Source organism: Ignatzschineria indica (assembly GCF_003121925.1).
Taxonomy (GTDB): Bacteria; Pseudomonadota; Gammaproteobacteria; order Cardiobacteriales; family Wohlfahrtiimonadaceae; genus Ignatzschineria; species Ignatzschineria indica.
The window spans coordinates 292122-314280 of sequence record NZ_QEWR01000003.1 but is presented as its reverse complement, the minus strand read 5'-3'; the positions used below and the strand labels follow the sequence as shown (position 1 = coordinate 314280).

General features: G+C 41.3%; 20 protein-coding genes. 17 read left to right on the top strand and 3 right to left on the bottom strand.

Going from position 1 to position 22159, the window contains the following annotated elements:
- Window positions 1-864 precede the first annotated feature (864 nt).
- Complete coding sequence (locus DC082_RS07440; protein ID WP_109236429.1) at window positions 865-1455, top strand: cysteine hydrolase family protein; 591 nt, start codon at window positions 865-867, stop codon at window positions 1453-1455.
- 111 nt (window positions 1456-1566) lie between these two features.
- On the opposite strand, the gene dnaB is transcribed toward DC082_RS07440, so the two are convergent.
- Complete coding sequence (gene dnaB, locus DC082_RS07435) at window positions 1567-2958, bottom strand: replicative DNA helicase (RefSeq protein WP_109236428.1); 1392 nt, start codon at window positions 2956-2958, stop codon at window positions 1567-1569.
- 451 nt (window positions 2959-3409) lie between these two features.
- Between dnaB and DC082_RS07430 the strand changes: the two genes are divergently transcribed.
- From DC082_RS07430 to htpX, 5 genes are all read left to right on the top strand, one after another.
- Window positions 3410-4018, top strand: coding sequence for a YcbK family protein (locus tag DC082_RS07430; RefSeq protein ID WP_094567949.1), 609 nt, complete (start codon window positions 3410-3412; stop codon window positions 4016-4018).
- A gap of 188 nt (window positions 4019-4206) precedes the next feature.
- A complete protein-coding gene (locus DC082_RS07425; RefSeq protein WP_109236427.1) occupies window positions 4207-4890 on the top strand; it encodes an NUDIX domain-containing protein in 684 nt (227 codons plus the stop codon).
- A 19-nt stretch (window positions 4891-4909) separates the two neighbouring features.
- Window positions 4910-5530, top strand: a complete 621-nt coding sequence (locus DC082_RS07420; RefSeq protein ID WP_109236426.1) for an L-threonylcarbamoyladenylate synthase — start codon at window positions 4910-4912, stop codon at window positions 5528-5530.
- Window positions 5531-5621: 91 nt separating this feature from the next.
- Entirely contained in the window at window positions 5622-5993 is a 372-nt protein-coding gene (gene rplS / locus DC082_RS07415) for a 50S ribosomal protein L19 (protein WP_094567946.1), read from the top strand.
- Between the two features lie 357 nt (window positions 5994-6350).
- On the top strand, window positions 6351-7235 hold the full coding sequence (htpX, locus tag DC082_RS07410; RefSeq protein WP_109236425.1) for a protease HtpX: 885 nt from the start codon (window positions 6351-6353) through the stop codon (window positions 7233-7235).
- Between the two features lie 194 nt (window positions 7236-7429).
- Here the strand turns inward: htpX and DC082_RS07405 are convergent, their stop codons facing one another.
- Entirely contained in the window at window positions 7430-8236 is an 807-nt protein-coding gene (locus DC082_RS07405; protein ID WP_189363316.1) for an IclR family transcriptional regulator domain-containing protein, read from the bottom strand.
- A gap of 146 nt (window positions 8237-8382) precedes the next feature.
- Window positions 8383-9189, bottom strand: coding sequence for an IclR family transcriptional regulator domain-containing protein (locus DC082_RS07400; RefSeq protein WP_109236423.1), 807 nt, complete (start codon window positions 9187-9189; stop codon window positions 8383-8385).
- Between the two features lie 384 nt (window positions 9190-9573).
- On the opposite strand from DC082_RS07400, the gene DC082_RS07395 reads away from it, so the two are divergent.
- From DC082_RS07395 to DC082_RS07345, 11 genes are all read left to right on the top strand, one after another.
- The gene (locus tag DC082_RS07395; protein WP_157957421.1) at window positions 9574-10422 is read left to right on the top strand and encodes an alpha/beta fold hydrolase; all 849 of its coding nucleotides are present in this window, start codon (window positions 9574-9576) and stop codon (window positions 10420-10422) included.
- 122 nt (window positions 10423-10544) lie between these two features.
- Window positions 10545-11690, top strand: a complete 1146-nt coding sequence (locus DC082_RS07390; RefSeq protein ID WP_109236421.1) for a muconate/chloromuconate family cycloisomerase — start codon at window positions 10545-10547, stop codon at window positions 11688-11690.
- Window positions 11691-11838: 148 nt separating this feature from the next.
- Complete coding sequence (gene catC / locus DC082_RS07385) at window positions 11839-12129, top strand: muconolactone Delta-isomerase (protein WP_109236420.1); 291 nt, start codon at window positions 11839-11841, stop codon at window positions 12127-12129.
- A 222-nt stretch (window positions 12130-12351) separates the two neighbouring features.
- Window positions 12352-13287, top strand: coding sequence for a catechol 1,2-dioxygenase (gene catA, locus DC082_RS07380; protein ID WP_109236419.1), 936 nt, complete (start codon window positions 12352-12354; stop codon window positions 13285-13287).
- 505 nt (window positions 13288-13792) lie between these two features.
- Entirely contained in the window at window positions 13793-14455 is a 663-nt protein-coding gene (locus DC082_RS07375; RefSeq protein WP_094567938.1) for a 3-oxoacid CoA-transferase subunit A, read from the top strand.
- Window positions 14456-14466: 11 nt separating this feature from the next.
- On the top strand, window positions 14467-15138 hold the full coding sequence (locus DC082_RS07370; RefSeq protein WP_109236418.1) for a 3-oxoacid CoA-transferase subunit B: 672 nt from the start codon (window positions 14467-14469) through the stop codon (window positions 15136-15138).
- 78 nt (window positions 15139-15216) lie between these two features.
- Entirely contained in the window at window positions 15217-16431 is a 1215-nt protein-coding gene (pcaF, locus tag DC082_RS07365; RefSeq protein ID WP_109236417.1) for a 3-oxoadipyl-CoA thiolase, read from the top strand.
- Window positions 16432-16483: 52 nt separating this feature from the next.
- A complete protein-coding gene (locus tag DC082_RS07360; RefSeq protein WP_109236416.1) occupies window positions 16484-17809 on the top strand; it encodes a short-chain fatty acid transporter in 1326 nt (441 codons plus the stop codon).
- Window positions 17810-18261: 452 nt separating this feature from the next.
- Window positions 18262-19812, top strand: a complete 1551-nt coding sequence (locus DC082_RS07355) for an SLC13 family permease (RefSeq protein WP_157957420.1) — start codon at window positions 18262-18264, stop codon at window positions 19810-19812.
- Between the two features lie 210 nt (window positions 19813-20022).
- Complete coding sequence (locus tag DC082_RS07350; protein ID WP_109236414.1) at window positions 20023-20955, top strand: helix-turn-helix domain-containing protein; 933 nt, start codon at window positions 20023-20025, stop codon at window positions 20953-20955.
- Window positions 20956-21204: 249 nt separating this feature from the next.
- Window positions 21205-22113 carry a LysR substrate-binding domain-containing protein gene (locus DC082_RS07345; RefSeq protein ID WP_109236413.1) on the top strand — a complete coding sequence of 303 codons (909 nt, stop codon included), beginning with the start codon at window positions 21205-21207 and terminating at the stop codon, window positions 22111-22113.
- Window positions 22114-22159: the final 46 nt, after the last annotated feature.

Sequence of the window (22159 nt, the reverse complement as noted above, 5' to 3'; positions counted from 1 at the left end):
GTAGCAGCGCCGATGGTAGTGTGGGAGATCCCATGTGAGAGTAGGTCAACCCCAGGGCTTCATTAAGAGCTCCTAGCTAATTAGCTAGGAGCTTTTTCTTTGTCTGGATTTTTTATTCTTAAGAAAGCTCCTGGAGTTGCGGGAGCCAACTACTTCATTCTTTTAACCAATGCATGCCCGCAGTTTGGACATCTTCGATGCCCCTTGCCGGCACGCAGTTTTTGGAAGAACGTGATAGTGAGGACCGGCAGCTCATCAGCCCCTGTTTGTTCTAGGGTTTGAACTTATAAGAGGATTTATTGAGTGGCGGGAGCCGACTATCTCACTCTTATCACAACTGTATGCCCGCCGGTCGGCATCTTTGATGCCTTTTGCCGGCATGCAGTTTTTGTAAGAACGTGATAGTGAGGACTGGCAACTCATCAGCCTTTGTTGCCTCAACTCATCATTTTTATGATTCTTAAGAAGATAGATGGAGTTGCGGGAGCCGACTATTTCACTCTTATCACAACTATATGCCCGCCGGTCGGCATTTTCAATGCCTTTTGCCGGCACGCAGTTTTTGGAAGAACGTGATAGTAAGATCCGGCAACTCATCAGCCTTTGTTGTTTCAACTCATCACTTTTATGATTCTTAAGAGGATAAGTGGAGCTGCGGGAGCCAACTACTTCATTCTTTTAACCAATGCATGCCCGCAGTTTGAGCATTTTTGATGCCTCTTGCCGGCACGCGATTATTGGAAGAATGCAGTAGTAAGATCCGGCAACTCATCAGCCTCTGTGGTGATTTATATTCTTTTGTTTAGTAGATAATGCTATGTTACAAAGGGAATAAGATAGAAAACAGTATGCGGAGAGGTTGATATGAAGAAGAAATCTAAGGCTTTGGTATTGATCGATTTGATCGAGGATATTGTCGGAAAAGAGGGGCTATCAAATAGTAGTTACCAACAATTTCTGCAGAGAAATATCTTAGAAGAGAGTAATCGTGCAATCTCTTTCGCTCGGCTAGAGAATGTGCCTATTGTCTGGGTGAAGGTTGGTTTTGCAGATGACTATCACGATATCCCAAGATTCTCACCGATGTTTCATCAAGCGAAAGAACGAGGCGCATTACGACTTAACTCTCCTAATAATTGTTGGATTAAAGGATTAGAGCAGAGTGAAGAGGATCACTACTTTATTAAAAAAGGAGTGAGTATTTTTACCGGCAATAACTTGGCTAGATGGCTTGAGATATCTAAAATTGATACTCTTATTTTAGGGGGCGTGAGCTCACTGTTAGCTATTCAGAGTAGTGCAAGGGACGCCCATGAATTGGGCTTTAGAGTTTATGTCGTTGATGAGCTTTGTGCTGCTAAGAGTTTAGAGCTTCATCAAGAGAGTATGAATGCATTAGAAGGATTAGCCACGGTGATCTCAATTTCAGAGCTAAAAAAACTCCTAGAAGCATAGCTGCTAGGAGTCTTGTTACTTATCTATTGCTTGTTTACTGTCGCTATTTTTTAATTTCTTTAACTTCTGATTTTGTCTTATGGCTTTGTCAATTTATATAAAGGGCAGTGATTATTCATCAATAAATTGATCAGCAAAATCTCGTGTAGAGAGATTCATAAAGCGAGAATAGCGCCCTTGGAAACTAAGCTTTACTGTTCCGATAGGACCATTACGTTGCTTAGCAATAATAATTTCAGCGATGCCTTTCTCCGGAGAATCCTCATTATAAACCTCATCACGATAGACAAAGCAGATTAAGTCAGCATCCTGCTCGATCGCACCAGAGTCACGAAGGTCACTCATTACGGGTCGTTTATTAGGTCGTTGCTCAAGGCTACGGTTGAGCTGTGATAGAACAATAACAGGACAATTGAGCTCTCTCGCCATCAGCTTTAATGAGCGCGAGATCTCAGAGACCTCAGCAACACGATGATCAGACATTCCTGGAATGCTCATCAGCTGAAGGTAGTCCACCATGACTAAGCCTAATTGGCCATGATCACGTTGTAAGCGACGTGCTCTTGACCGCATTTCAGAAGGGCTTAAGCCACTTGTATCATCGATAAAGATCTTTGTTTGAGCAAGTGTTTTTGTTGCGTCACTTAACTTTTTCGCCTCAATCTCATTGAGTTCACCGGTTCTGATTTTTCCTTGCTCAATACCACCGATGGAGGCAAACATTCTCATAACAAGTTGTTCTGCCGGCATCTCTAAGCTGAAGATTGCTACAGGCTTATTGGTATACATTGCAACACGTTCAACCATATTCATTGCAATGGTTGTTTTACCCATCGATGGACGTCCGGCAACAACGATCATATCTCCATTTTGAAGACCTGAAGTCATCTCATCAAATTGATCCCAACCGGTAGGCGCACCGGTGACCCCACCTTGGGATTGGGCTAACTCATCGATCCGTGCGATTGTACTTTTAAGCACGTCACGGATATCGATAAGGCCGGCATCCTGTTTGGTTCCTTGCTCTGCAATGGCAAAGACCGCTTGCTCCGCAAATTGAATCAATTCATTACTACTGCGGCCATCGGGATTAAAGCCTGAATCAGCAATATTGGTTCCTACAGCGATCAATTTTCGAATGACGGAACGATCATAAACGATATTGGCATAGGCGGCGATATTGCTTACAGAGGGCATATCTTGTGCTAATGTCGCAAGGTAGGGAAGTCCACCGATCTCTTCAAGCACCTCTTTCTGCTTAAGGTGATCACTAACGGTTAAGATATCAACCGTCTGCATCTCATTGTAGAGAGTGTAGATTGCTTCAAAAATAATGCGGTGGTTTTTACTATAGAAGTCGCTAGGGGATAGCAACCCATCGATTTTATCCCACGCATCTCGATCAAGTAATAAACCTCCTAAAACAGCTTGCTCAGCTTCAATTGAGTGAGGAGGAGTTTTGATCTGTGCGATATCGTTATCTTGTGGTGATCTATTTTGCATATTCTCTTTTTTGATTTTAAAGATCTCTTATATGTAGGCTCTATTATGGTGAGGCCTATTTTATCATGTTGGTAAAAAATCGTTGCACTTGATCGATATTTTGTAATAAAATTTCTGGAATAATTCTTATCTCCATTTGGGGGAAATAAGCACTTAAGAGTGGTTAAGAAAGGGGTTGATAATCTCATTCCTCTCTTAAGATCTTGTTACAACGGATAAAAAAAGGGACTCAATCTTGCAAACTATTATATGAGATAATTAACTATAAATTTATAAGATAAGTATCTTGATCAATTTATACTAATTATTTAATGAATTTACAGCTTGTAAGGTTGCAATTTTAGGTTATGAACATTACACTGATTTCTCGATTTAGGAAATCAGTTGATAATAGAGGCTAAGGGGCTAAATGAAATAGTCTGTTAGTAGAACAAGCAAGGGTTATAGATACATGGATAGTAAATTGATCATTACGGACAGAGAGTCTTTTATAGAGCAACATAATGAATTTGTATGTGATAATAGACGTAATCTTTTGAAAGTGGCGACAGGCGTTTTAGCCGGATCAGCTGTCTTCGGTATCTTCGGATTAAATCCAGCATTAGCGAAACAAGCGGTGTCGCAAGAGCGTGAATTAACAATTTATACGCCCGCATTAGGTGAGACTACTCGCACTGTTTACTGGACACCTACAGAAGGCTATATCAGAGAATCATTAGATGAGATCTCTTGGGCTTTAAGAGATAGAAGAACAACAACTTCTAAACTGTATGATCCTAATGTACTTGATCAACTATTTGCTTTAAGACTCCGTTTAGGCTTTAACAAGCCAGTTCACGGTTTAAGTGGTTACCGTTCTCCACAAACGAATAGAGCTATCCGTGGAGCGAAGTCAAGTCTTCATATGCAAGCAAAAGCGATTGATATTCGTATGCCGGGTATCGCAACTCGTAATCTCCGCAATGCAGCACTCTCTCTAAAAGCAGGTGGTGTTGGTTACTATAGCCGTTCAGCTTTTGTTCATATTGATAGCGGTGCAGTGAGAAACTGGGGTCGTTAATTTTAGATCTTTATCGACAAGAGACAGATTTGTTAGAGAGCCACTTCTTATAAGAAGTGGCTTTTTATTTTTCTACACCTTTTCTTGTAAATTTTTATAAATTTTTTATAAATGTCTATGATAAATTCCTATGCTTTATACTAAAGGTTTAAGGGCGATTACTTAATCAAATTTTAGAAGGGAGTGGCATGGAAGCGCAAAAATATATCAAAGAGAGTGACAAGAGAGAGCTTATAGAAGAGCTTCCTCGGGATGGTAGTGGAAAAATCTTGGATAAAAGTAGTGTTCAACTCCAATCCCGCCGAAGAATTTTTGATGGATTTTTCAAAATTGATGAAGTGATTGTTGATCATCAACGTTTTGATGGAGAGATGCTCTATGATATTCGTCGCGAAGTGATTGTAAAGTGTGATACGGTGAGTATTCTTCTCTATGATCCAAAGTTAGATCATCTACTCTTTGTTCGACAACTTCGAGTCCCCTTGATGGAGCGAAAAGAGCGCCATTCGCCTTGGACTATTGAGATTGTTGCCGGAACAATTGATCGGGCTGAATCACCTGAGATGATTATTCGGGCAGAAGCAGAAGAAGAGGCAGGGGTAGAGATTGAGAAGTTGATTCCGATCTATCAATATTACCCCTCAACAGGAGGGAGCCCCGGCAAAATGCATCTCTATTTAGGGCTTTGCGATTTAAGTTGTGCGGGTGGCTATTACGGTATTGAGGAAGAGGGAGAAGATATAGAAGCTTTTACGATGACTCGAGAAGAGGCTTTTCAACTATTAGATCAAGGAAAGTTGGATAATGAGTTTACGTTAATTGCCATTTTATGGTTTAAACTACATTATCAAGAGTACTTGGTGAGTGCATAAGCAACAGAAGGAGGCTTATATGTTATTAAGGATTCATCCAGAGACACCACAAGCGAGATTGATTGAGCAGGTTGTTTCAATTTTTCGTAATGAGGGGATTGTCGTCTATCCGACTGATTCTAGTTATGCTATCGGTTGTATGGTAGGAAATCAGCGCGGTATGGATCGCATCTTAAAAATTCGTCAAGAGAGTGCTAAAGATCACTATTTTTCTCTAATTTGTAAAGATCTTTCAGAGCTATCGCACTATGCCGTGGTGGATAATCCTCAATATCGCCTCTTAAAAGCGATTTTACCAGGACCGTATACGCTTATTTTACGTGGAACAAAAGAGGTTCCTAAAAAACTTCTGATGCCAAAACGAAATACAGTAGGACTTCGTGTGCCAAATCATGTTATAATCCAAGCTGTTTTAGCAGAGCTCGGTGCCCCGATACTCTCTACCACCTTAAAAATCCCTGGTTATGAAGCTTATGAGCTAAATGATGCCACCTTAATTAATGAGGTCATTGGGGATCATGTTGATGCGATTATTGATGGTGGAGCATGTAGTATGGCGCCAACGACAGTCATTGATCTGAGCGAAGGAGCCCCTGAAATATTACGTAAAGGGCAAGGCTCAACAGCTTTGTTTGAATAAAAGTGATACCAATAATTGAATATTGGTGTATAATGCTTTGCTTAGAATAAATCTGGGTAAGATGGTTATTTCATTAGAAGGTTTAACGGACATGAATATTATTAAACAATTAGAGCAAGAAGCAATGCAAGGCAAAGAGCTTCCTGCTTTCAACCCTGGCGATACAATCGTTGTAAATGTAAGGGTAAAAGAGGGCGATCGCGAGCGTATTCAAGCATTTGAAGGTGTTGTGATTGCAATTAAAAATCGTGGAATGGGTTCATCATTTATCGTAAGACGTATCTCTCACGGTGTTGGTATGGAACGTACTTTCCAAACTTATAGCCCATTAATCGCGAGCATCGATGTTAAACGTCGTGGTAGCGTTCGTCGCTCTAAGCTCTACTACTTGCGTGAACTTTCAGGTAGAGCAGCAAGAATTAAAGAGAAATTACCAGCGCGTAAAACAGCAGCGACTGCATAATTTTCGAAATTCTTTGAATCCAGATGAAGACCTTGGTGATTTTAATTGCCAAGGTTTTTTTCTATCTTCAATCCTAGCTGAATACAAATCTAAATAAAAATCTAAGCCTAAACCTGAGCCTAAACCCAACGCTAAACCTTGGATATAAGCGTGATTGATAATGATCGATATATATTGTATTTAGGGGAAAAAGCCTCATATTATTAGGGTGAAGTAGAATAAATCTTGTCCTGATCGATATAATAGATGATGATCGATTGAGATAGAGAGATAAAAAATGGGATCTGATTTAGATCGAAGCGTTGATCAGATCTGTTAAAAGTATTGCAAGATATTTATAGAAGAGAAGGAGACTCTATGTTTAAACGAGTTGCTTTATGGGTTGCGATGAATATCGCGGTGATCGCAGTGATCACTATTATCTTAAAAATTACCGGCTTAGATACTGCTATTTCAGGTGGGCGAGGACTCTTTCCGATGTTACTCGCTTGTGCTGTAGTGGGATTTGCCGGTTCAATTATCTCCTTACTGATGTCAAAAAGTATGGTGAAGCGTTCTATGGGGGTTCATGTGATTGAGACACCTCAGAATGAGTTTGAAGCATGGTATGTCAATGTTGTTGAACGACAAGCGGCGGCATTAGGTTTAAAGCGACCTGAGATTGGCATCTTTGATTCTCCTGAACCTAATGCTTTTGCGACAGGTGCAAGTCGAAATAATTCACTAGTAGCGATCAGTACAGGGCTCATGCGCGTGATGAATAAAGAAGAGATCGAAGCCGTTGTAGGCCATGAGATGGCACATATTGCGAACGGTGATATGGTAACAATGGCGCTTCTTCAAGGAGTTCTGAATACCTTTGTTGTCTTCTTATCAAGAATTATTGCTGAAGCGATCGCCTCGAGAGGGAACTCTAATGGGGAGAGTAGCAGTAGTGGAATCTATATGATCAGTACTATTGTGTTGCAGATCGTATTTGGAATTTTGGCTCAAATTATTGCAAGTTGGTTTAGCCGTCACCGTGAGTTTAGAGCAGATGCTGGAGGTGCAAGACTGACTTCTAATCGTCAGATGGCAAATGCATTAGATGCATTACGTCGTCGACCTGAACTGAATCAAGACCTTCCAGGACAATTTGCGGCATTTGGTTTTACTGGTTCAATTCGAGATCTCTTTAGCACTCATCCCCCTTTAGAGAAGCGGATTGCGGCACTTCTTGAAGCTGAAAATCGTCAAGGATAGTACTCTCGTAGTCTTAAATCTTGTAGTAAAAGGGATAAAAAAGAGCGCCTACGGTGGCAACATTATAAGTTATCTTTATCCGTTATCTTATTTGTTGCATTCGCCGTAGGCGTTTTTGCGTTTACACTTTTTATTAAAAAAGTTTATTAAAAATTTTATTAAAAAGTTTATTAAAAGGCTATATCAATAAAAAGTTAGATAAATGTTGTTAAAATTGCCGCCGCTTTCTGAAGTGCCGGAAGACATTTATTGATCAATTCATCAATACTATATTTAAGCGTTAAAGCACTAATACTGATGGAAGCGATCACTTTGCCACTTCGATCAAAGACGGGAACAGAGATAGAGCGCAGCCCAACTTCGAGCTCCTGATCGATAATGGAGTATCCTTCGCGTTTCACTTTCTCGAGTTCATCTAAGAGTCGATCGCGATCATAGATAGTACGATCTGTATAGGGTATAAGATGAGATTGAGCCAGAATTTCGATCTGTCTCTCTCTCGATTCTGCTGCAAGAAGCACACGACCAATAGAGGAGCAGTATGCCGGCAGATGGCTCCCTATTGTTAACGTATTGGACATAATTTTTTGTCGATTATCAGATGAGCGGGCGATATAGATCACCTCATCTTTCACTAATACCCCCATTGTTGCCGTTTCATTAAGTTCTCTTGTGAGATTTTCTAAGATCGGCTGTGCGGTTGTAGAGAGCGTTTGGGAGTTGATATAGTCATGCGCGATCATTAAGACTTTAGGTGAGAGCTCATAGTAACGATCATCTTGAAGGACATAACCCAATTCCACTAATGTAAAAAGGCCTCTACGAACAGTAGCTCGAGGAAATCCCGTCTCTTTTGCGATATCGGAGATTGTTTGTGCCCGTTTACTCGTGGAGAGAACCTCAAAGATCATCAAACCTCTGGCAAAGGAGCTTAGGAAGTCAGCATTATCTGCATGCTTCTCTAAAGTTTTTCCATATTCTTCTATTGATTCTTTCTGCATAAGCGTTGTATCCATGATGGTGGGGAATATCGCTTGATCGGAGATTCTCACGCTTGAGTATCTAAAGATCTATATTCCCTATCAGTATAGCCCTTATTAAGTGATCTCTCTTTAGAAATCTCCCATAAGAAGCATTATGAAAAGTTCTATAAAAAGGTTCGAAGGAGTTGTGCTGATCGTTGTAGTACCGGCAGAAATTTATTGATCATATCCTCAACAGAATTTCGCATCGCATGGGTACTAATATTGATTGCCGCAATAATTGCTCCTGATTTATCGTAGACCGGTACGGCAATAGAGCGTAAGCCAATCTCTAACTCTTGATCAATTATGGCATATCCTTGCTCTTTGATCTTCTCCAATTCCGCTAAAAGATCCTCTTCTGTATGAATCGTATTGGGGGTATAGATCTTTAGCTGATGCTGAGCTAATAGTTCGATCTGTCTCTCTTTAGGTTCGGCAGCTAAGAGGACGCGTCCCATTGATGTACAACAGGCGGGTAACTGACTGCCAATTGCTAAAGTATTTGACATGATCCGCTGCGTATTTTCTGACGAGCGGGCGATATAGACAATATTGCTCTGCGCTAAAACTGCCATTGAGGAGGCTTCATCAACCTCTTTGGTAATATTCTCGAGGATTGGTTGCGCGGCATTGGGAAGAGATTGGGAAGAGATAAAGCTGTGAGAGAGCGTTAAGATCTTTGACGTTAAGGTATATTCCCGATCATTTTGGCTCACATAACCGAGTTTCACCAGTGTATAGAGTCCGCGTCTTACCGTTGCGCGTGGAAAACCGGTGATTTTGGCAATATCGGATATTGATTGAGGACGTTTACTGTTAGAGAGAACTTGGAATATCACAAGTCCCCGGGCAAAAGCGGTGATGAAATCAGGGTCTTCTGCATATTGCTCTAAAAGGGGAGAGAGCTCTTCCATATAGTTATTCTGCATCTTTTCCGTCACTTTGTTCCTATCCGGTTTTCTAAAAAAAGGGCAATCCTCGATAAATTTTTACACATTATAGACGATAATTTTTTTCTATGTAGAAGATCTGATTCATAAAAGTATTAAAGATTTGACAATCCTAGTGGGGTATGAGATTAATAAGTTGTGGGCGATCAATGGAGATATGGTTCGACAGACGAACATGGAGCGCTGAGTAGGTTAAGAGTCGAGATTTCAAGCACCTTTAAGATCTCAGCATTCAAAAAAATCGCTTAAAAGAGTCGTGTACAAGAATCGTGTAAAAGAATCGTTTAAAAAAATCATAAAACTATATAAGAGATAATCACTCAAGAGATTATTTCATCACCGAGTGATAGGTTGAGGGATAGATTGAGTGATATAAAAGAGAAGTATCAACAGCATCAAGGAGAGGAAGCAGTGAAGCATCAAGAGCAGCGATATAACGAAAAGATCAATTATCTCTATGTGGCGGGGGAATCCCCTCGTGACCTCATCGTATTCGTACATCCATTGGGAATGAATCGACATGTTTGGGATGAAACGATCGCCGCTTTTGAATCGCAATATGATCTTTTAGCGATCGATCTTCCTGGCCATGGGAATAGCCCCGCACCGAGCGAGGATGAGCAGTGGCGAATCGAGTCATTAGCAGAGATGGTGTTGGGATTAGTAGATCAGTTAGGCTATCAGCGCTTTCATTATGTAGGAACCTCTATCGGTGGTGCGATTGGTCAAGAGATTCTTCTTCTAGCTCCGGAAAGAGTGAAGAGTTTAATGATCACCAATAGTAGCCATAAAATTGGTGAAACAGCTGCATGGGAGAGTCGTGCGGCAGATGTTCGTCAGATCGGTTTGGCAAAGATGGCGCCAACGATTGTGCCAAGATGGTTTGCGGATGATTATTTAGAAACGGCGACCAGTGAGATTGAAAATTGGCAACGTTCATTAGCTGCAACAAGTAATGAAGGTTATGCACAATTATGTGAAGCGTTAGGTGCTTGGAGTGCAACAGATCGGCTCCCTTCACGAGATTCATCTATTCCTGTCCTCTCTCTTGCGGGTAGTGAAGATAAGGCGATGGCACTGAGTAATATGGAGCAATTAGCCGATCTGATGGGGGATAGGGCACTTAAAGTATTAGCTGTGGGTCATGTTCCTTCTGTTGAAGCTCCCGATGCTTTTAATCAGATTTTAGTGGAGTGGTTAGAGGCAAAATAGTGTGATTACAATTGCCTGCGCTAGAGAAAAATAACTTATAGCGAAACAGTTCATAGAGAAATAACCCATAGCAGATACCGATCGAGAGCTGATCTCGAAGGATAAGAAGGACGTAGAGAAGAATGACCCTTTTAGCAAATCAAACATTATTGACAGATCGTATAGCAAAGATTGAGACATTGATTGTTGATCTTCCCACCATTCGCGGTCATCAACTGTCGATGACAACAATGACCACTCAAAGTTCTGTTATTGTGAAAATCTATACAGAAGGTGGGGTATTAGGATTAGGAGAAGCCGCTACAATTGGAGGGCTTAGTTATGGCCCTGAGAGTCCTGAAGGGATGCAATTGACGATCGATCAATATATCGCCCCTCTTCTGATTGGGCAATCGATCGCTTCTATTAAAGCGTTAAAAGTGCGAATGGCACAAAATATTCGTGGCAATTACTTTGCTAAAAATGCTGTAGAAACCGCACTCTTTGATATTCAAGGAAAGATTCTGAATGTTCCGATCTCAACGCTTTTAGGTGGAAAAGTTCAGGATAGACTCTCTGTATTATGGGTATTAGCGAGTGGCGATACTGAGAAAGATATCCTTGAAGCGAAGGAGATGATCGCTTCTGGACGCCATAAAGATTTCAAATTAAAGATTGGTCGCCGCCCTGTAAAGGAGGATGTCGCCCATGTTATCGCGATCAAAGCAGCGCTAGGTGATGAGAGCATGGTTACTGTTGATGTTAACCAAGCCTGGAGCGAGGCAGAAGCGATAGAGGGAATGCAGCTTCTACAAGATGCAGGTATTGATCTTGTTGAGCAACCTTTAGCGCAACATGAAATTGCCGCCCAAGCGCGTTTAAGTGAACGTTTTAATATTCCGATCTTAGCGGATGAGTCAGTAGGGCTCCCCTATGAAGGCTTTAATATCGCCAAGATTGCAGGAGCTAGAGCTTTTGCGCTAAAGACCGCAAAATCAGGGGGAATGTTAGGGGTCTTGGCACTTGCTGAAATCGCACAAGCTGCCGGTATCGGACTCTACGGCGGTACGATGTTAGAAGGATCGATTGCTACAAGCGCTGCTGTGCAAGCCTATTCAACACTCCCGACACTTGAATGGGGGACGGAGCTCTTTAGTCCTCTGCTTTTGAAGGATGATATCGTTATCGAGCCCCTCCAATACCACAATTATGGTGTAGAAGTCTCTGATAAGCCGGGGTTAGGTATGGCGCTTGATGAGGATAAGGTTAATTTTTATAGACGTAAGTAATTACCATCATGGAATCATCATCTGCGATCCCCTATTCATATTCTATTCATATTATTAAATGAATAATGGGACGAGTGATTTGAGAAATCATTTGATGAGATATTTGATGAGTTGAATCAGTAGAGAAATTTTATTAAAAGGAGATGTCATGCTGTTTAAAGTTGAGATGATTGTCAATATTCCAGAGTCTATGGATCCTGAGCGTCGTACGGAGATTCTAGCAACTGAAAAAGCTTACTCCCAAGAGCTTCAACGTTCTGGAAAGTGGCGTCATATCTGGCGTGTCGCAGGGCAATATGCCAATGTCAGTATCTTTGATGTAGAGAGTAATGAGGAGCTTCATACGCTCTTGACGGGATTACCACTCTATCCCTATATGGAGATTAAAGTAGAGGCGCTTTGCCGTCATCCTTCTTCTATTCGTGAAGATGATCATTAGAAAAATCAGAGTTTGAAGAATCAGAGTTGAAGTCAAAATAGAAGTTTGAAAGTTTTAAAAAGTCTAGATCTCGCTACTCAATAAGCGAGTTATCTAGCAGCAATAGAGCTTAAGAGCACCACACTTAATAAAAAAGTACTCAATCTAAGCTTCTAGAATACGATCGACCTTAAGAGTCGAATAGATATAAAAATGGTAAACACCAAAGTTAGGAGAATAAAGATGAAAACAAAAATTTCTAGTCCAGAGTTTTTAGAAGGTTTTTTACGTACAGCTGCAGGTTACGATTCAGATGAGGGGAATCCCCGTGTTAAGGAGATTGTTCACCGTCTCTTATCAGATCTCTGTAAAGCGATTGATGATCTTGATATTACGGTAGATGAGTTTTGGCACGGTGCCAATTATCTTCTTCGCTTAGGCCAAGCACATGAGACAGCACTCCTTGTAGCGGGTTTAGGATTAGAGCATATCCTTGACGTACGTGAAGATGAGCTTGATGAGAACGCGGGATTAGCAAAAGATGGCGCAACACCGAGAACTATTGAAGGGCCGCTCTATGTTGCCGGCGCTCCAGTTGTTGAAGGGGAAGCTCAGCTCGATGATGGAACCGATACTGAGAGTGATTTGATGCATCTTTCAGGAAAGGTGGTTGATGCCGTAACAGGAGAAGTGATTCCTAACGCAACGGTAGAGGTATGGCACTGTAATAGTAAAGGAAACTACTCTTTCTTCGATCAGAGTCAATCAGATTTCAATATGCGTCGTACCATTAAGACAGATAATGGACAATATACTGCGCGTAGTATTGTGCCAAGCGGATATTCTGTTCCACCAGGAAACCCGACAGAGCAGTTATTAACGCTTTTAGGACGTCATGGATCTAGACCTGCACATATTCATTTCTTTGTTCATGCGCCAGGTTATCGTCATTTAACAACACAAATTAACTTAAGCGATGATCCGTTCTGTCATGATGATTTTGCTTATGCAACACGTGATGAACTGATTGTTGATGCTGTAGAAGTAAACGATCCAGAGAAGATTGCAGCAGCGAAGATGAAAGGTCCTTATAAAGAGTTAGTCTTTGATTTTTCATTAACGAAAGCAGCAGATAGTGATCAGGAAGTGCGTAGCTCACGTGCAAGAGCGGCACTCTAAAAGGGCGTTATTAGAGATGCATCTCTTCTATTGAATCATTTTAAGGAGGATGCATCGCTATTTCAGTGAGGATTCTCCATAGCCTCACAGAAAGAGAGATAGAGTCGAGCTCTTTATTATGGAGTTTGGCTCTATCTCTTTTCATCTCTCTATGATCTATCACCATAATAGATATAACAACAATAAAAAAGAACGATAAAAGAGCGATAAAAGAATCGGAGAGATGTGATAAGCCATAGTTGAAGAATAAAAACTAGCACAATGAAATAATTAATAAATTCAACACCTTAAGGTGGTTGGAGACCCCTTTTTTGCGCTCGATTTTCCCAAGAAGAGTTTAGAGATTGAGTTTTCAGTCATTGAATCTTTCAGTAATTGAGCTTTAAGGGAAGAAGCTGGAAGAGAAGTGGCAACAAGAGAGTGGTTGGGGAGAGAAAGGCAATATTTATCACCACTTACCATCACAATATATATTTTTACAAAGGGATATTACAAAAGGATCAATATGATTAATAAAATTAGCCCATCTATTCATGCAGCGATCGGAAAGATATTCGATGGCGCCACCGTTATGATTGGCGGATTTGGGACGGCAGGGCAGCCTGCTGAACTCATAGATGCGCTGATTGAACATGGCGCTACGGATCTTACCATCATCAATAATAATGCCGGCAATGGAGATATCGGTTTAGCCGCGCTTCTTAAAGCTAAGCGCGTTAAGAAGATTATCTGCTCATTTCCTCGTCAATCGGACTCTTATGTCTTCGATGCCCTCTATCGTGCAGGAGAGATTGAACTAGAGCTCGTTCCTCAGGGTAATCTTGCCGCTAGAATTCAAGCCGCAGGATCGGGCTTTGGTGCGATCTTCACCCCAACGGGCTATGGAACAGAGCTTGCAAAAGGGAAAGAGACTCGAGAGATCAATGGTAAAAACTATGTTTTGGAGTATCCCATTACGGCTGATTTTGCCTTAATCAAAGCTTATAAGGGAGATCGTTACGGCAACCTTATCTATCGAAAAACAGCACGGAACTTTGGTCCTATTATGGCAGCCGCAGCAGCAGAGACTATTGCTCAGGTGAATGAAGTGGTCGAGGTAGGTGCCTTAGATCCTGAATGTATCGTCACACCCGGCATATTTGTAACAGATGTTGTGGAAATTAGATAAGGAAGAGAGAGATGACAAAAAACTATAAACCATTAACGAGAAATGAGATTGCCGCAAGGGTTGCTGAAGATATCTTTGATGGCGCTTATGTCAATTTAGGAATTGGCCTTCCAACCTCAATTGCCAATTACCTTGGAGATGATAAAGAGGTTTTTCTCCATAGTGAAAATGGCTTATTGGGAATGGGACCATCGCCGGCACCGGGTGAAGAAGATCCTGATCTTATCAATGCCGGGAAAGAGATGGTAACGCTCTTACCGGGAGGAAGTTATTTTCATCATGGAGACTCTTTTACCATGATGCGAGGTGGGCATATCGATATCTGTGTTTTGGGGGCCTTTCAGGTTGCGGAAAATGGGGATCTTGCCAATTGGCATACCGGTGAGCCTGATGCCATTCCTGCTGTGGGGGGAGCGATGGATTTAGCGATTGGTGCTAAAAATGTCTGGGTTGCGACGAATCATACAACGCGCGATGGAACGCCCAAGATCGTTAAAAATTGTACTTACCCACTGACTGGCATCGGATGTGTTGATCGTATCTATACCGATCTGGCTGTAATAGATGTTCGTGATCAAAAACTTCATGTAACTGAGCTCTTTGGAGGCATTACTTTTCCAGAGTTAGAAGCCTTAACAGATGCGCCTTTAATAGATGCAACTGCAGAAGAGAAGTCACAGTAAGCATAAGTATTGGTATAAAAAGTGGTAGGCGTGAGTGATATTAAGCTAAAAAAGAGCGTAAAAAGAGAGAGATAAAAGATGAGTGAGAGAAATGCTTATATTTGTGATGCCATTCGTACCCCATTTGGGCGATATGGTGGCGGATTGGCCCCTGTTCGTGCCGATGATTTAGCGGCGTTACCGATCACGGAATTGATGCGCAGTCATCCTCAAGTAAAGTGGGAAGCGGTGGATGATGTTATTTTGGGGTGTGCTAACCAAGCCGGGGAAGATAATCGTAACGTTGCGCGAATGGCTGCATTATTAGCGGGATTACCGCAAGAAGTACCTGGGGTGACGGTCAATCGATTATGTGGTTCTAGTTTAGAAGCGATTGGTTCAGCAGCTCGTGCAATTAGAGCAGGAGAAGCAGATTTGGTGATTGCCGGCGGTGTTGAGTCGATGACACGTTCACCCTTTGTTGTTGGTAAGAGCGATAGCGCTTTTGGTCGTGGGCAGATCATGGAAGATACCACAATGGGCTGGCGTTTTATCAATCCAAAGCTAGATCAGCTTTATGGTACGGAAACGATGCCGGAAACGGCGGAAAATGTTGCAGAACGTTATCAGATCTCCCGAGAAGATCAAGATGCTTTTGCCTATGCAAGTCAGATGAAGGCAGCTCAAGCAGATATGGCAGGCTATCTTGCAGAAGAGATTATGCCGGTCCACATTCCTCAAAGGCGTGGTGAAGATCTTATCGTCGCTAAAGATGAGCATTTGCGTCCGACAACGACATTGGAAGGGTTAGCGAAACTTAAGCCTTTTGTTAAAAAAGAGGGTGTCATTACTGCCGGCAATGCATCTGGAATTAATGATGGAGCGGCAGCGCTCTTAATCGCCTCAGATGAGGCAGTTGCACAGTATGGTTTAACCCCTAAAGCGCGAATCGTAGGAATGCAGAGTATGGGGGTTGAACCTTCAGTGATGGGGATAGGTCCCGTTCCCGCAGTTAAGAAACTACTTAAACGATCTGGTTTAACATTGGCAGAGATGGATGTTATTGAGCTCAATGAAGCATTTGCGGCGCAAGCCTTAGCCTGTATTCGAGAATTAGGTCTAGATGATCATGATGAACGAATCAATCCCAATGGTGGGGCAATTGCATTAGGCCATCCATTAGGGGCATCAGGTGCGCGTCTAGTGATTGCAGCCCTAAATGAATTACAACGTCGAGAAGGGCGTTATGCTCTCTGCACAATGTGTATCGGTGTTGGTCAAGGGATTGCCTTAATTATTGAGCGTGTTGAATAGCGAACGAAACAACAATCAATACCACTAATAAAATAATTTTCTAGGAGGAATTGTGGATAAATTAACAAACTTTACAGTTCGCATAATGCAGCGCTATCTCCCTGATGCACTGATTTTAGCGATTTTTTTAACAGCAATTGTCTTTGTTTTAGGGTTAGCCATCGCAGAGCAGTCACCTCTTGAGATGGCAAATTATTGGGGTAAAGGTTTCTCATCTCTCTTTACTTTTGGGATGCAGATGACTTTAGTTCTCTTAACGGGCTATGCTCTAGCCTTAACACCTATTGCGCGAAAGGTTTTAACATTTTTAACGGATCTTCCTAAAAATCCTCGACAAGCTTTAGCGCTTGTTGGCCTTATCTCCTTTATTGCTTGCTACATTAATTGGGGATTTGGTTTTGTCGTCGGTGCTATTTTGGCAAAGGAGATGGGAAAGAAGATGAAAGGCTTGCACTTTCCCATGGTAGTTGCCGTTGCATATGGCGCTGAATTGGTTCGAGGCCCATCTTCTTCTATTCCTCTTGTTGTTGCTACTCCTGGGCATTTCTTAGAGGAGAAAATCGGAATTATCCCTGTGACTGAAACCCTCTATTCTGGATGGAATATAACACTTTCGATTGTTATTTTAGTCGCTTTAATACTGCTCTTTATCAGTATGACACCTAAAAAAGAGAATATTGTTGAGTATCAAGGTAGTGACGAGGAGGAGAAGGTTTATGGTTATATCGATAAGAGTAAAAAAGAGATGACCTTTTCTGAACGTTTAGAGCATAGTTATTGGGTCAATCTTCTGCTAGCGGCAATGCCTGTGATCTATATTGTAAGCCATTTTAAAGATCTAGGATTCAACCTTAATCTCAATATGATTATTTTAATCTTCTTGGCTTTAGCACTGTTGCTTCATCGAAGTCCCGCTGCCTTTTTAGATGTGATTAAGGAAGGAATTGTTGCAACTCGTGGGATTATTATTCAGTTCCCTCTCTATGCTGGAGTTGCGGGGATGATGGCCAGTTCTGGTTTAGTGATGATTTTTGCTGATTGGTTTATTACTATCTCAACAGAGCATACATTTCCCTTTATGACTTTTATCGCCGCTGGATTAGTTAATATTTTTATACCTTCAGGAGGTGGGCAGTGGGCGATTCAAGGGCCTGTGATGATTGAAGCGGCAATGGCATTAAAAGCAGATCTGCCTCAGACAATCATGGCGTTTGCTTGGGGGGATGCTTGGACTAATCAAATTCAACCTTTCTGGGCTTTACCTCTCTTAGGTGTTGCCGGATTATCAGCGAGAGATATTATGGGCTACTGTCTTATTTGGCTCTTCTTGTCTGGGATTATTATCTCCCTGACCTTTACAGGCCTCTCCTTTATGTAGCTGTATCAATATCTTATAAACTTTATTAGAACGCCTCTTTAAGCAGGGGCGTTCTACTTATTGATCTTATAATTCAGATCTTATGATTCAGATTTTATGATTCAAAAATAAGAAGATACTACGAGGAGGTTAAAGAGATATCCATCGAGAAATAATAGAGAATAGATTGAGCCCCAATGTGATGTTAGTTATGGCGCTCGGTATATCTAGACATCAAAAACAAATAGTAAGAACAAACAATAAGAATAAATAATAAAAGTCGCTCAAGTGATAGAACGATAGAGCGATAAAAAAGATGGCATAAGAGATCCGAAAAACGTAAGGACTCTCTATGAACCATCAGATCAATTGTAATGAAGAGAAAAACCTCCAGAGGTTAGAAGAGAGATAGCATGAAAAAAGTTAATAACTATTTATGGGATTCCCATAATAGATCAAAAGAGATGCTGACCATGAAACGACTGAGAATGTTGTTTACAGGAGGTATTAATAATGAGACCGGCCTAAGACCGGAGATTCGTAAAACCTACAGTTTGACTCAATTTTTAGGATTAATATTGGGGCCACTCCTCTTTGTTTTAATCTATTGGGTCTTTCCGCTCGAAGGATTAAGCGAGGCCGGAAGAGGAGTTTTAGCAACCATTACTTGGGTGGCGACATGGTGGATTTTAGAAGTTTTGCCTTTAGGGATTACGTCACTTTTGCCCATTATCCTATTGCCCATCTTTACAAATGTGACAGGTAAAGAGGCGGCAACGAGTTATGCAGATCCCTTAAATTTCCTCTTTTTGGGAGGCTTTGCTATTGCATTAGCACTTGAGCGTTGGCGTCTGCATGAGCGAATTGCTATTACTGTGATTAGTCTTGTTGGAACGAGTCTTTCTGGTCTAATTATCGGTTTTATGTTAGCAACTGGATTTCTCTCTATGTGGGTCTCTAATACGGCAACGGCGCTCTTAATGATCCCGATAGGTACTGCAATTGCCGGCAAAGTGATTGAGCTGATGCGAGAAGAAGCAGGTCATAGTGAGCTAGAGGAGATCAAGGTTCAAAAGTCGATTATCTTTGCAATCGGATTTGGTGCCACAATTGGGGGAAGTGCGACATTGATCGGTACCCCGACAAACCTTATTTTAGCAGGGCTTTCAAAAGAGCTTTTAGGAATCGACATCTCCTTTGCGCGATGGATGCTCTTTGCTGTCCCTTTAATCACGCTCTTGATGATCTGTGCATCTTTCTATCTCATTCGGATTGCTTATCCTCTTAAAGTGAAACGACTCTCTGGTAGTGCCGCTTTTATTGAGCAGACTCGTAAAGATTTAGGGCCGATGAGTTACGAAGAGAAGATGGTTTCTCTTATCTTTATCTTAACCGCATTCTTCTGGATCTCCCGCTCCTTCCTCTGGGTCGGTGTTATTCCTGGAATTAGTGATACGATGATAGCAATTGCCGGCGCGATCCTCCTCTATCTTGTACCCACTAAGCGGGGAGATAATGGCCGCCTTCTCGATGGTAGCTCTTTAAAAAAGATGCCGTGGGATGTATTGCTCTTAGTGGGGGGTGGAATGGCGATCGCAGTGGGTTTTGCGAAGACGGATCTCTCTTCTTGGGCTGGCGATCAACTCTTAGCGCTGCGAGGAACCTCCTATTTTCTGGTTCTCTGTTCAATGACCATCATCAGTATTTTGATGACACAAGTAACACCTAATACAGCCACGGGAACAATTCTCCTACCAATAGCAATTACACTTGCTGTTGCAACAGATGCACACCCTCTACCATTAATGGCCGCCTCGGCATTAGGAGCAGGATTTGCCTATATGATGCCAATTAGTACGCCAAGTAACGCCATTATCTTTGCAACAGGAAAAATTACCTTTAGAGATATGTTATCGAAAGGCACATTTTTAACAATCGTGACGCTCTTTCTTATTATTCTCTTTATCTATCTGCTCTTTCCTCTGATTTTTGAAGCTGATTTAGCAGCAGAGATGCTTCAATAGATCTTTTAAGAGGAGTCAATTAAGAGATGAAAATCAAGAGGCAGATAAAGAAGTAGATCAAAAAGTAGATCAAAAAGCAGATAAAGGGATGTAGATAGGAAGCGTCAATAAAGAGAGCCTATTTAGTAGGACGGGTAATAGATGGGTAATGGGGCAGATCACATTTATCAGTGGGATCTGCTTCTAGCTATCTGATAGAAGAAGGAGCGAATGATGATATTGAGTCAGTTGTTGCCGGATAATCTTCCCATTGTGAAGAGCACCATTGGGGAGAATTTGGGATTTATCTATGAATCATTAGAGGAGATCTCTAGCGAGTGTGCCTCAAGATCAGAGATGGAGGGCAATATCCTTTATGATATGAGGCGAAATTCAACACGTAATAGTTTCTATCAGCTTCTCTATATTACGGAAGGGGAGGCGATTTTAGAGCATGCCACACAAAAAAATGTGATTCGAGATCGTCCCTTTATCTACTATTCAGCGCCGGGGCGAGCACAAAAGATCACTATTAGAGGATGTGTTAAAGGGCATCTTCTTTTTATTTCAAAAGAGATTTTGGTGGATATACTCAATAAGCTTCCCGATGCTACCCGCTCCTATCGAGATGAGGCATTTATATTAGATTTAGCTTTAAAAGGAGAGCATTCTTCTGAAATCGCTATCTTAGAGAATTCTCTAGAATCGATTCAGGAGGAGATCTCTAAAGAGGAGAGCCTAGGGCTTCGGGCACTTCTGCTCTGCTGGATTCGGCTCGCCTATATTGTCTCATTTCGTTTAGCGCATCATGGATCTGCGCTCTTTTTATGTCAACATCGGCATGCTGAGAAGTTTCGGCGTTATCTTCACCTTATCGATGAACATTTTCGGGAGCATTGGGCATTGCCACGCTATGCGAAAAAGCTCAATATAACGGTTTCGACACTTAATAATATCTGTCGTGAGTTGGGAGGTTTGCCGGCAAAGGAGTATGTTGCACAGCGACTTGTTAAAGAGGCGGAGTTTCTCTTAAAGTATCAATCGCTCTCTATTATTGAAATTGCACATCAATTGGGATTTAAGGATTCTTCCTATTTTACCCGGTTTTTTAAGCGTTATGCCGCAATAACTCCTAGTGCTTATCGGCAAAGAGTCATTAATTGATAGATAATTTATTGGTTATAATGAGAGATCCATAGTCAGAGAAGAAGGTTCGTAAGATTTTTTTAATTGTGAAAGGATTGTTATAAACTTAAAATTTTCTTAGATGAGAGATCAGTAAGAGATAATATGTAGGAATAGATTCAGATCCAATGTTTACATAAAAAAGATATAATTGGAAAGCTCAGGTAACGAATTTTCACTGTGATTATTATAATAAAAATTATTTAATAGTAACTAAAGGGAGATATCATGAGTCGTTTATATTTGCCAACGACGCATACCATGCGTTGTTTTCAAGTTTCAGCGAAGCACTTAAGTTTTACCCTAGCGGCAGAAGAGTTGAATTTAACACAAAGTGCGATTAGTAAGCAGGTAGCACTGTTAGAAAATAGTTTACAGGTGAAGCTTTTTGTCCGATATCGGCAAAAGTTAGAATTATCGCCGGCGGGAAGTATCTATTTATCTCATGTAAATTCAATCTTGCGAAAGATAGAGGAATCCTCAAAAGAGATGTTATCTTATGGTGTTTTTGAGGAAGTTATTAAAATTGCATCCCATCCTTCGCTCAGCTCAGCATGGTTAGTGCGAGCATTAAAAGGATTTACTGCATATTATGGTGATATACAGCTGTCATTTTATGAACAAAATATCCCATATGATCCTTTAGAAGTGGATGCCGATATTGCATTTGTTTATGGTTATGGGGGGTGGCATAATATGGAGGCAGTTGAGTTATTTAATGAGGAGATGATCCCTGTATGCCATCCCGATATTTTAGCAAAGAATTTAGGTAAGGATGAGGCGGATATCTATTTCAAAGCTCGTTTAATAGAGTGTCGATCACGTTTAAATACCTGGGATCATTTTTTTGAGCGTTTAAATCAAGATTATCCGGATGGATATCGATCTTTACTTTTTGAGCGATGGTCATCTTGTATTAGTGCTGCTAAAACTGGCTGTGGTTTAGCATTGGTTCCAAAAGTTTTAGTTGAATCTGATCTTAAGAATGGCACACTAGTACCGGCTTCAAGTCATCGTCTAAATGGGTTAGGGTCTTATTATATGATCTATCCTAAGAGTCATTCTGGTGAGCCAAAAGTAAAGATGGTACGGGACTGGATTCTAACTTATTTGGAAAAAGAGTATCTCGCTATGTAAGTGGGATGCTTATTAATAATGTAAATCAATATATTTCAATCTAATA

Bases quoted from the DNA above. Each gene is read 5' to 3' on its own strand.
- htpX (WP_109236425.1), top strand. From the start codon at position 6,351: ATGTTTAAACGAGTTGCTTTATGGGTTGCGATGAATATCGCGGTGATC.
- DC082_RS07425 (WP_109236427.1), top strand. From the start codon at position 4,207: ATGGAAGCGCAAAAATATATCAAAGAGAGTGACAAGAGAGAGCTTATA.
- DC082_RS07420 (WP_109236426.1), top strand. From the start codon at position 4,910: ATGTTATTAAGGATTCATCCAGAGACACCACAAGCGAGATTGATTGAG.
- DC082_RS07355 (WP_157957420.1), top strand. From the start codon at position 18,262: ATGAAACGACTGAGAATGTTGTTTACAGGAGGTATTAATAATGAGACC.
- DC082_RS07440 (WP_109236429.1), top strand. From the start codon at position 865: ATGAAGAAGAAATCTAAGGCTTTGGTATTGATCGATTTGATCGAGGAT.
- rplS (WP_094567946.1), top strand. From the start codon at position 5,622: ATGAATATTATTAAACAATTAGAGCAAGAAGCAATGCAAGGCAAAGAG.
- DC082_RS07350 (WP_109236414.1), top strand. From the start codon at position 20,023: ATGATGATATTGAGTCAGTTGTTGCCGGATAATCTTCCCATTGTGAAG.
- DC082_RS07400 (WP_109236423.1), bottom strand. From the start codon at position 9,189: ATGCAGAATAACTATATGGAAGAGCTCTCTCCCCTTTTAGAGCAATAT.
- DC082_RS07345 (WP_109236413.1), top strand. From the start codon at position 21,205: ATGAGTCGTTTATATTTGCCAACGACGCATACCATGCGTTGTTTTCAA.
- dnaB (WP_109236428.1), bottom strand. From the start codon at position 2,958: ATGCAAAATAGATCACCACAAGATAACGATATCGCACAGATCAAAACT.
- DC082_RS07370 (WP_109236418.1), top strand. From the start codon at position 14,467: ATGACAAAAAACTATAAACCATTAACGAGAAATGAGATTGCCGCAAGG.
- DC082_RS07405 (WP_189363316.1), bottom strand. From the start codon at position 8,236: ATGCAGAAAGAATCAATAGAAGAATATGGAAAAACTTTAGAGAAGCAT.
- DC082_RS07390 (WP_109236421.1), top strand. From the start codon at position 10,545: ATGACCCTTTTAGCAAATCAAACATTATTGACAGATCGTATAGCAAAG.
- DC082_RS07375 (WP_094567938.1), top strand. From the start codon at position 13,793: ATGATTAATAAAATTAGCCCATCTATTCATGCAGCGATCGGAAAGATA.
- pcaF (WP_109236417.1), top strand. From the start codon at position 15,217: ATGAGTGAGAGAAATGCTTATATTTGTGATGCCATTCGTACCCCATTT.
- catC (WP_109236420.1), top strand. From the start codon at position 11,839: ATGCTGTTTAAAGTTGAGATGATTGTCAATATTCCAGAGTCTATGGAT.
- DC082_RS07430 (WP_094567949.1), top strand. From the start codon at position 3,410: ATGGATAGTAAATTGATCATTACGGACAGAGAGTCTTTTATAGAGCAA.
- catA (WP_109236419.1), top strand. From the start codon at position 12,352: ATGAAAACAAAAATTTCTAGTCCAGAGTTTTTAGAAGGTTTTTTACGT.